At 49.2% G+C, this 11040-nt stretch carries 5 protein-coding genes; 4 read left to right on the forward strand and 1 reads right to left on the reverse strand.

Features of this window, described 5'->3' with window-relative positions:
- The first annotated feature begins 97 nt into the window (after nt 1–97).
- Nucleotides 98–5251 carry a protein kinase domain-containing protein gene (locus tag Pan241w_RS14735; protein ID WP_145217135.1) on the forward strand — a complete coding sequence of 1718 codons (5154 nt, stop codon included), beginning with the start codon at nt 98–100 and terminating at the stop codon, nt 5249–5251.
- Here Pan241w_RS14735 and Pan241w_RS14740 read toward each other — a convergent pair.
- Complete coding sequence (locus Pan241w_RS14740; RefSeq protein ID WP_145217138.1) at nt 5248–5853, reverse strand: glycine zipper domain-containing protein; 606 nt, start codon at nt 5851–5853, stop codon at nt 5248–5250. The genes Pan241w_RS14735 and Pan241w_RS14740 overlap by 4 nt on opposite strands.
- Nucleotides 5854–6173: 320 nt before the next feature.
- Between Pan241w_RS14740 and Pan241w_RS14745 the strand changes: the two genes are divergently transcribed.
- From Pan241w_RS14745 to Pan241w_RS14755, 3 genes are all read left to right on the forward strand, one after another.
- Nucleotides 6174–6806 (forward strand): antibiotic biosynthesis monooxygenase, encoded by a 633-nt coding sequence (locus Pan241w_RS14745; protein ID WP_197999936.1) that lies wholly within the window; start codon nt 6174–6176, stop codon nt 6804–6806.
- 237 nt (nt 6807–7043) lie between these two features.
- Nucleotides 7044–8411 carry a DUF1501 domain-containing protein gene (locus Pan241w_RS14750; RefSeq protein WP_145217144.1) on the forward strand — a complete coding sequence of 456 codons (1368 nt, stop codon included), beginning with the start codon at nt 7044–7046 and terminating at the stop codon, nt 8409–8411.
- A 64-nt stretch (nt 8412–8475) separates the two neighbouring features.
- Nucleotides 8476–10974: a DUF1549 and DUF1553 domain-containing protein gene (locus Pan241w_RS14755; RefSeq protein WP_145217147.1), complete on the forward strand. Its 2499-nt coding sequence runs from the start codon at nt 8476–8478 to the stop codon at nt 10972–10974.
- Nucleotides 10975–11040 lie beyond the last annotated feature (66 nt).

The raw sequence follows: 11040 nt of genomic DNA on the forward strand, positions 1-11040 counted from the left end.
ACTAAGACACATTTTCAGCTTTAATTTATTTTTTAAAATGAAATGAGACCGTCGTTAATCTCACATCAGAAATCAACGACAGCATGCGGGTAACATTATGAACGACATTCCAGACAAAGATCAACGAAATGATGAATCGTCTGACGATGAGAATCTTCTCAACGATCAGACGCAATCCGATTTCGAATTTGATTCCGAAGACCACGCACCTGAAAATGATCAGACCATCATTTCCGATCAATGGGAGTCTGAAACGATCTCTGCCGATGGGAATGAAATACTGGAAGATTCCAGCTCTGAAGACATTTATCAGACCCAAAACGATTCCGATTCGGAATTGGGTACCGCAGACGACTTCTCGTTAAACGATCAGACAATTGTCGAAGACAATGCCTCAGAAGACATCAATGCTACTATCGTCGACCCCGCAGCTGTGGACCTTGAGCGAACAATCACCGAAGAAGATCATGCGGAATGGGCCGGCGCGCAAACCATCAGTGAAAGCCCTGAAGAAGAACGCTCTGAATCTGTAAACGACCAGACTCTAGTGCTCGACGAGTCTGAAAACGCTTCCGAGATTGGTGCAACTTTAGTTGAAGACCACAATACACCGCAGGATATAGACGCCACAATTGTCTCTGATGATGTCCCTCCGGAATTGGTGGCCACAATGAATTCGGCCTGGGGTGATGGCATGGCCACGATGCCTGAAGGCCCGGAGATGACCATCAAAGCCGATGATATTCCGGGTGAAGATCTGACAAACCAGACATCACTGGTCATTAAAAAACGAGACTTCAGTGATAAAACAAAGTCGGAATATTTAAATAATGCCGAGTACGAATTACTGGAAGTACTCGGTCAGGGTGGTATGGGCGTTGTCTATACCGCGCGACAGACGTCAATCGACCGGCAGGTTGCGGTCAAAATGCTGAAAGCCAAAACGGCCAAAAACCGTGATCAGAGACACAAATTTTTAGCAGAAGCAGTTGTCACGGGTGAATTAGATCATCCCAACATCGTTCCCATTTATGACGTGGGTAGCAACAATAGCGGCGCTCTGTACTACTCGATGAAAAAAGTCGAAGGCCGCCCCTGGCTGAAAACGATTCGTAAGAATTCGCTCGCCGAAAATCTCAATATTCTGATGAAAGTCGCCGACGCTGTTGCGTTCGCACACTCCCGCAGCGTTGTGCATCGCGATTTAAAACCAGAAAACGTGATGCTCGGTGAGTTCGGCGAAGTTCTGGTGATGGACTGGGGGCTGGCACAATCAACATCCGGATTTCGCAAGTCCAGCAGCATCATCACGACATCCAGCATGGGCGGGACACCTGCTTACATGGCTCCCGAAATGGCAACCGGGCCCGTCGATAAAATCTCGCCGCTCTCTGATGTGTACCTTTTAGGGGCGATCTTATACGAAATCCTCACAGGACGCCCACCACATACCGGTAAAACTGCCATGAAATGTCTGATGGCGGCGGCAAAGAATGAAATTGTTCCCACCGAGAAAAAAGGCGAACTCGTTGATATCGCTATGAAAGCGATGGCCACGCAACAAAAAGACCGCTACCCCAGCGTGCAGGCGTTGCAAAAAGCCATCATGGAGTACCAGTCTCATTCGGAAAGTATTTCACTCGCCACGAGAGCACATTCCGATTTAAAAGGAGCGAAAGCATCAGAAAATTACGAACTGTTTTCGCGTGCCTTATTTGGATTTCAGGAAGCACTGTCTCTCTGGCCCGAAAATCATGCAGCGCAAGCAGGCGCAGACAAAACGACATTGAGCTACGCCAGCACAGCATATACGAAAGGCGATTTTGATCTTGGCTTGTCCTTGTTGAACGAAAAGAATCCAGCACACGCGGAACTCATCGAACAGATCCGCTCAGCCCAGACAGAACGTGATGCACGACAACAACGGCTTCGCACTGCAAAACGGGTCTTTGTCGGTATGCTGGCAACCGTTTTGGTGGTCGTCACTGGAGCCTTCTTTTGGATTCGAGCTGAAGCAGATCGCGCCTTGAAAGCAGAGGAACTCGCGGAAACGGAACGCGACACTGCAATTGAGGAACGTAAGAAAGCCGATGCAGCACGGGCAGAAGAAGCAGTCGCGCGACAAAAAGCGGATGAAGCCCGCGTTCAGGAAGAAATTGCCCGCAATAAAGCAGTGGAATCTGAAAAACAGGCCATTGTTGCTAAGGATGTTGCAGAAAAGGCAAAAATGACGGCAATAGCAGAGAGGGATAAAGCAGAAAAAGCAAAACAGGCAGAAGAGTACGAAGCCTACATAGCCCGTATCGGTCTGGCTGCCGCTAAGATTGATGAAAATGCATTTGAAAGTGCCATTCAATTACTTAACGGCTGCCCTGAGAAACTCCGCAACTGGGAATGGGGACGTCTGATGCACCTTTGTTCGCAAAGTAGCAGGACATTCAATGCGCAGGCACCAGTTGATGCTCTGGCCGTTTCCCATAACGGAACTCAGTTCGTTACTGGTGGTAAAGACGGTTTCGCACGGCTCTGGGATCGGGCCAGCGGAAAAATGCTCGCCAAGTTTGATCACAACAAAAACCCGGTCTTAGCGGTTGCCTTCAGTCCCGATGGGAAAACTCTGGCGACAGGCAGTGAAGACCGAACAGGCTTTATCAAACTCTGGGACCTGGAAACACATTTACAAATCCAGCGTACCTTTGAGAACCCCAAACAAAAAATGCCGTTTGATAAAGGTCACACTGAAGGTATCTTGAGCATCAGCTATTCAAAAGATGGAACGAAACTGCTGACCAGCTCCTACGATAAAACGGCGCGACTCTGGGATGTTGCTTCGGGAAATCAGCTTAGACGTTTCTGGGGACATAACTGGTGGGTCTGGGATGCCAATTTCTCGACCGATGAACGCCGTATCGTTACCGCCAGCCAGGATGGAACCGCCGTCATCTGGTCCGTAGAAACGGGAAAACAGGGCGCCCCCTTCACCGGTCATCAGGGCCCCGTTTATTCCGCTCACTTTTCCCCCGACGCGAACAGCACGCATGTTGTGACCAGCGGTTATGATCGGAGAGTCTTGTTATGGAGACCGGAAGACATCGTTCCTTATGACTTTAATAAGATCGTTTCTGGCAAGAAAAATGAGCCCCCCCCGTTTATCGCTTTCGACGGACATCAGGAAAGTGTTCAATCCGCCGAATTCACGCCCGATGGTTCCATGATTATCTCTGCCAGCCACGATAACACTGTGAAGCTCTGGGATATCGAAACGACAAAAGCCCTGAAGACATTTCGAGGACATGATAGTTGGGTCCAGGCAGCGACACTGCTGAAGGATGGCAAATGGATCCTCTCAGCCAGCCATGATGCACGACTAAAATTATGGAACATCGCTGACTATGAAGAAATCCGGACCTTAAAAGGCAGAGTCCTCGCACAGCACGTCGACGCCATTTTGGATGTTTCGTTCTCGAGAGACGGCACACAACTGGTGACTGCCAGCCGTGACAAAACCGCTATTTCCTGGAATGTCGCAACCGGACAACCACAAATTGAATTCACGGAAGGCCATGCCTTCCTGGCATCGAATGCGGTCTTTTTACCCGACCAGAAACGTCTGGCAACGGCCGCCGTCGATAATTCCGTACGCATCTGGGACATTCAGACGGGGACTGAGCACAAGCGATTCGAACACACCGGCCGCAGCGCCGCAATTGACGTCTCATCTGACTCACGTTTCCTGCTGACAGGCAGCGATCAAAAAACTGTTCGCATTTGGAATATCGAGACAGGGAAATTGATTCGGGAAATGAAGGGGCACCGATCTGAAGTCAGTGCAGTCACCTTTTCTCCCGACCTGCGTTTCTGTGCCAGCGGAGATGCCCGGGGCCGATGTATGCTCTGGGAGGTCGCTACCGGCAAACTGCTGCATCGTCTCGAAGGTCATACTCGGCGAATTTCCGCTCTCAAATTTCTAGCCGATGGAAAAACGCTCCTCACTGCCAGCGGCGATAACACCGTCGGCAACTGGGATCTCAAAACCGGTAAAGAAAACCGGGAACAGATTTTAAAACATCCCGATGCCATTCTGTCGATGGCTGTCTTTGCGGACGGAAAACAGGCCGTCACCAGCTGTGCCGATGGCTTGGTCAGAATCTGGGACCTTACCAAACCGGAAGTCGTACAGACGATTAAACCGGCAAACGGATTGATTAATTCGGTCAGTATTTCGCACGACAATAAACGATTACTCACAGCCAATGTTCAACAGCGGGTGATTCAAGTCTGGTCTGTTGATACGGGAAAAGAGTTGCTGGTTCCCGGTAAAAACGGGAAGTTAAATCCATTTCTCGATTTCAAAAAACAAGGTGGCATGTTATGGACTGCTATTTTTTCGCCTTATCACGACTCGATCCTGACAGTCGGTGGCCGGGATGCCCGTCTCTGGAACGGGATGACCGCCAAGCAGATCATGGCTTTTCATCCACATGGCGTTGTCGCTTCCGCCTCGTTCTCACCTGACGGAAACTGGCTCGTCACTGGCAGCTGGGATAACTCCGCGAAAATCTGGAATACCAAAACAGGGCATGCTGAAAAGAAACTGGAACAAAAGCATCAAGGTTACGTGAATACCGTACGCTACTCTCCCGATGGGAAACAGATTCTGACTGCCAGCGATGACGGCACAGCGAAGCTCTGGGATGCCAACAGTGGCGCGGTGCTATTAACACTCGAACAGCCTGGTACTCATGTCAAAAGCGCGATCTTTTCCCCTGACGGCTCACAGATCGTAACCGCATCAGATGACAAAACACTCGTATTGTGGGATGCCAAAACCGGTCAGAAAAAGACCACGTTTAAAGGACATGCCTGGCCTGTTCTCGAAGTCGCCTATTCGCATGATGGCAAACATCTGATTTCCGGCTCTGAAGACAACAACGCCATCATCTGGGACATTGCCACTCAAAAGAAAACGGTTCTCGCCGGTCACACGGCACCTGTTGCTTCTGTCGTATTTTCTCCCGATGACAGCCGTGCATTCACAGCCAGTGAAGACGGTACGGCAAAACTCTGGGACGCAGAAACAGGAAAAGAAATCCTCACGCTTAGTAGCCACACGCAAGGGGTTACTTCAGTTGATTTCTCACCCAACGGTCGATACGTCGCAACCGGCAGTCAAGATGGGCAGGCGATTTTATGGCTCACTGTCGACTGGAAAAACAAGGACGCCGCGCAGATGGTGATCTCGAATCGTTAAAAGTGAAAATGACCATGGATACCTGTATGAGGCCGGACATAACGCCGCCGCGGACGGGGTGTGACATAAACAACTGACGGCTGAGTCACCACTGTCGTCGGTCGCTGCTTCACAACAATCGGTTCAGCGGCAGAGACAAAATTATGCTGCTGCATAAATTCAATCAGGGGATCGCTGATTCCCTGCTGCTTAAGTGAAATGATTGTCTGCGGGCTCAGGTCAAACGCACCACCCTGGCTGCGAATGGCGCCCATAATCACAGAATCACTCACACCACTATGTGACATTTGAATCACATCACTATTTTTAATTGCAGCCCGCGCCATCCGTTCGTGATTTGCCTGAGCAATGGCAACGTCGCGTTCTTCACGTGCATCTTCGGCATTTCCAATCAGACTTCCAGCCAGTCCTCCGGTTGCCGCTCCAATTAATGCACCGGCTCCCGAATTCCCTGAATGACTGCCAATAATCGCACCAGTCACCGCACCAAGGCCTGCCCCATTCGCTGCACCCGCTTCGGTATGGTTCATCGAACTACAACCCACCTGGAGCAATCCAAGCAGTAACAGAGAAAACAGACTTTTATGTGACACACAGTCCATTGATGTGAATCCTTCCACCAAACTCTTGCACTTTTTACAACCCTTAGCCGCTCATCCCGAGAGGCCGTCTTAATCGATTGGTTACATTTAAATATATCGGGAAAGCAGAGCTCAATTATCAGATAATTTAAAAGTTGTATAGATGAATTTAGGGACCGAAAAATCCGTGGCTATCCAGGTTGACAATGTCGTACTCATAAGGTGTTTTACTGCTGTATTTTACAACCAAATTTTTGAAAATAGAGAAAACAGATATCTCAATCTGTTCTATTCAACACAAGCTCAGCGATAAGATATCGATGCTATTTGTGAAATTTGAGATGAATGAACTATCTACAAAACTACAGGAAAGCAAAGGCTGCATGGAATCAATAAATACTGATCCGGTCACGATGCTGGTGACGGCCCATCCCGCTCCTGGAAACGAGGATGAATGGAAACAGACTCTAACCAGTACCATTCAGGCATCGCTCAAATTTCCCGGTCACATGGGAACGACTGTTCTTAAACAAAAGTCCCACTCAAAACCGACCTACCAGATTATCCTGCGTTTTGACAAACAGGAAAATCTTGATAACTGGAAGCGATCCCCCGAGCGCGAACACTGGGTGTCACGTTTGCACGCATTGGAACATTGCCCGCCAGCCGTGACCCACAACACAGGCCTGGAAACCTGGTTTGAATTTTCTCATCACGACGACCAGCATTCAATGGTGCATCCCCCAAAATACAAAATGGCAATCATTGTCTGGATTGCCGTCTATGTGACCATCATTCCCATCATCAATATCATACGCCCCTTCACGAGCGAACTGCACTTTCTGATTGGCAGCGCCATCACAACGACCATTACTGTCCCCCTCATGACTTGGGTTATGATTCCTGCTTTAAGCTGGTTGCTGCAAAACTGGCTTTACCCGGCGAATGCTGACCAATCTGAAAACAACAGTTAATGAGACCAGAAACATCGTAAATTGCTGTAGTTTTTCTAATCAGCAAAGTTTGCCTAGGAGTGAAATTCACTTGTATCCCGGTTTTTATCATGTATAATATATAATGTGGTCGATAGTGATGATGAGATATCGACTTAAGTGCGTTCCCACCAGCGGTCGGTACAATTCCTCATCCCGAGGAACCTGCCTCGAATGCCCGCCTCAAACCTAACGCGATTTCCATTAAGGAGCCACAAGATGTCGCTGCAGAATCTTCGTTGTGCCGGTCCTGTTTCAAGACGGAGTTTTTTGGAGATGGGTTCCCTTGCCTTAGGCGGAATCAGCCTCACTGACCTGCTCAGACATCAAGCCCAGGCTGCAGAATCCAAGTCCGCTTCGAAAGCTTCAACTCCCGATACATCGGTAATCCTCATCTGGCTTCAAGGGGGGCCAAGTCATATCGATATGTACGATATGAAGCCCGAAGCCCCCGACAACATACGCAGTCCGTTTGCACAGATTCCAACCAATGTCCCCGGTTTGGATATCTGTGAGCATATGCCGCAACAGGCAAAGATTGCAGATAAATTCACTTTGATCCGCTCGATCACTCACAAGTGGAACGGGCATCAGGATGGTGCACAGCGATTCTTAACCGGCTACAATCCACCACGACCTGCGATGAATGAAAACGTATACCCTTCCATGGGAGCCGTCGTCGCCAAATACCGAGAAAAGATGGACTACGGCGTTCCTAATTTTGTCTCCAGTTACAATGGCGGCATTCAATACGCGGGCAGCGCGTATCTTGGGAAAGCCGCTAACCCGTTTGTTGTAAGCGGAGATCCAAACGCGGCGAATTTCCAGGTTAAAAATATTTCGCCCCCTCCCGAGCTGGCAGATTCGCTGGATAATCGCGCGGCCCTGTTAAAAGGCCTCGATAACTTCCGTCGCGAACTTGACCAGTCTGGTTCGATGGATTCCCTGGACAAGTTTAACAAACAGGCTTTGGGGCTATTAACCAGCGAAAAAGTCCGCAGCGCTTTTGATATTTCAAAAGAACCCGATCATATCAGAGACATGTATGGCCGACACACCTGGGGACAACGTGCTTTACTCGCACGCCGTCTGGTGGAATCCGGCTGCAGTTTCGTCTCGATGGTCATGCAGCGTTCCGGTGTTGGAAAGTCGCATAACTGGGACGATCATGCCGTGAACTGGCATATCTTTAAAGAACTGGAACTGCGTCTCCCCATCTATGACAAGGCCGTGAGTGCTCTGATCGAAGATATCTATCAACGTGGTCTCGATAAGAAAGTCATGGTCGTCATTGCCGGTGAATTCGGGCGCACTCCCAAAATCAACTTTAATCGAGGCGTTGGGCGAGGCCACTATGCCAAAGCCCAGTCGGTCATCGTATCGGGCGGTGGCATGAAAATGGGGCAGGTTATCGGTTCCACGACAGATAAAGCCGAAGAGCCCAAAGATCGTCCACTGGATCCGAATGATTTACTGGCAACCATCTATCATTACCTCAATATTGACCCACACCACCCCTACTACGATCACGCCGGTCGACCGACACGCATTCTTGCCTCCGGTGAACCGATCAGCGAACTGATTTAATCGAGTTCTTTTTTCAGAACGTGAATTTCATATTCGATAGACATTGCAGTCTTGAGGGGCTTCCATGCATTCCAGATATATTCATTACTGCGTGCTACTCCTCGCCTTGTTCATTTCTCAATCTGCGAGCATCTTCGCAGCTGAGAAAACGGCAGAAGAACGATCGAGCACGGAAACAAAAACCAAGCTGAAATTAGAATTCGAACAGCCTCATCATATTCTGGCCGACCGCTATTCGCGTCTACAGTTACAGGTGATTGGGACAGACGAACAGAATCGGCAGTCAGACCAGACCCGCCACGTCGTCTTCCAGGCATCCCCGGAAGAAAACGTCTCTATTGACGAAAACGGTCGAGTGACCCCGCTGCACGCCGGTAAGGTCACGATCAAAGCACAACTTCCTGGTGGACAAGTCGCATCGACTCAGCTCATGGTCAAACCGTTAACTGATGCCGCTCCCGGTTTTGATGATCGGATCATGCCCCTGCTCAGCAAGCACAGTTGTAATACATGTCACGGAAAACCACGCGGACAAAACGGCTTTGAGCTTTCGTTGTTCGGCTCTGACTCAGTCAAAGACTATAACTCGATTGTGAAACAGGCCCGCGGACGCCGTATCTCGCAAGCCATCCCCGATCAAAGTCTGCTGCTTAAGAAAGCGACTTCCAGCATTCCTCACGGCGGCGGAAAACGTTTCAATGAAGAATCAGTCGCCTATCAGACGATCCACGACTGGATCCAGGGCGGTACACCGCGGGGAAACAAGTCGGATGCGATCGTCTCTCATATCGAAGTCTTCCCTAAAGAACGTGTTTTACAGACAGAAGCAGAGCAGCAATTGTCCGTGATTGCCCATTACGCCAATGGTTTTGTGGAAGATGTCACTCATCTCACAATTTATCATTCGAACGAAGAATCGATGGTGCAGATTGGCGACACCGGTCTCATCAAAGCCCAGGATCGCCAGGGCGAATTTGCTGTTGTCGTCGTTTTTGGAGGCCAGGTCAGTGCGTTCCGGGGGATTATCCCCTTTGGATATCCTGTTGAAAACCCACACAAATCCGATAATCCAATCGATAAAGCGGTCTTTGCAAAACTGGAACGATTAGGTATCCCCCCTTCCCCTCTCTGTGCTGACGATCAATTCTTACGACGCGTCACCATTGATCTGGCGGGCCGCCTGCCTTCTCTGGAAGAAACAAAATTGTTTCTTGCTGATCAAAGTCCGGATAAACGCGATAAGAAAATCGAGCAGTTACTCGACAGCCCCGAATATGCCGACTACTTCGCCAGCAAATGGATTCACTTGTTAAGAAACGCACGCAGTGCTCCCGAGCATCGTCGCGGCACTTTTTCATTCCATCACTGGATTCGTGAAAGCTTCCGCCAGAATAAAAGTTATGACCAGTTCGTGCGTGAAATCCTCACTGCTTCAGGCGATGTCACTCAGCACCCGCCTGCAGTCTGGTATCGGGAAGTCTCGAAGATGGAAGACCAGGTCGAAAATATGTCGCAGGTCTTTCTGGGCGTGCGTATTACGTGTGCCCGTTGCCATCACCATCCATTCGAAAAATGGAGCCAGCAGGATTACTATCAGTTAGCCGCCTTCTTTTCACAAGTCGATCGAAAAATCAGCGTCGATGGCAACCCGACCTACTTCGAAGAACGTATTTTTCACAAGCGAGGAACCGCTTCCGTCAAACACCCGGCGACCGGTGAAACTCTGAAACCAGCCGGACTGGGTGCGGAACCTCTTACCATTCCCGCCGATGATGACCCTCGTCATCAACTCGTCGACTGGATGGTGAAACCAGAAAACCCGTATTTTGCAACGGTCCTGGTAAACCGTTACTGGAAACATTTCTTTGGAAAAGGAATCGTCGATGCAGAAGACGACCTGCGGGAAACCAATCCCCCTTCGAATCCGGAACTGTTGGAACAGTTACGTCAGGAATTCATTAACAGCGGCTTTGATCTTAAACAATTAGCCCGACTGATCTGTCAGTCAAAAACATACCAGTTGAGCGTTGAAACCAATGGCTATAACCTGAATGACGATCAGTTCTTCTCCCGCTTTTATCCGCGTCGCATGAATGCAGAAGTCGTACTCGACGCCATTGACCAGTTACTCGGTTCCAATACTCGCTTTAGAACGCTTCCACCAGAAACGAAAGCCGTTCAGCTTCCCGATAGCTCTAAGAACTTCTCCAACGAATTTTTGGAACTCTTTGGTCGTCCCAAAGCCCAGTCGGCCTGTGAATGCGAACGTTCTCAAGATGGCGACTTGCGCCAAAGTCTCTATCTGTTAACGTCAACAGATATCCTTCGAAAGCTATCGTCTTCAGCCAGTCGACCAACTCAACTGAGCAAGCAGAAAGACAAAACGGAAGAGCAGCAAATTAAAGAGTTATATCTTCGTGCTTTCAGTCGTCCTCCGCGAGCCGATGAACTCAAAATCGCGGCCAACCATTTAAAAAACCATCAATACAAAACCAAATCCAAAGCATATGAAGACCTGCTCTGGGCCATCTTTAATACCAAAGAGTTTCTCTATAACCACTAAATGAGGAACTTTTTCTGCGATTTCAGGATGGCGTCTCTCCTGCCATCGAATCGCGAATTGAGATCA

The organism is Gimesia alba, from assembly GCF_007744675.1.
GTDB classification, from domain to species: Bacteria; Planctomycetota; Planctomycetia; order Planctomycetales; family Planctomycetaceae; genus Gimesia; species Gimesia alba.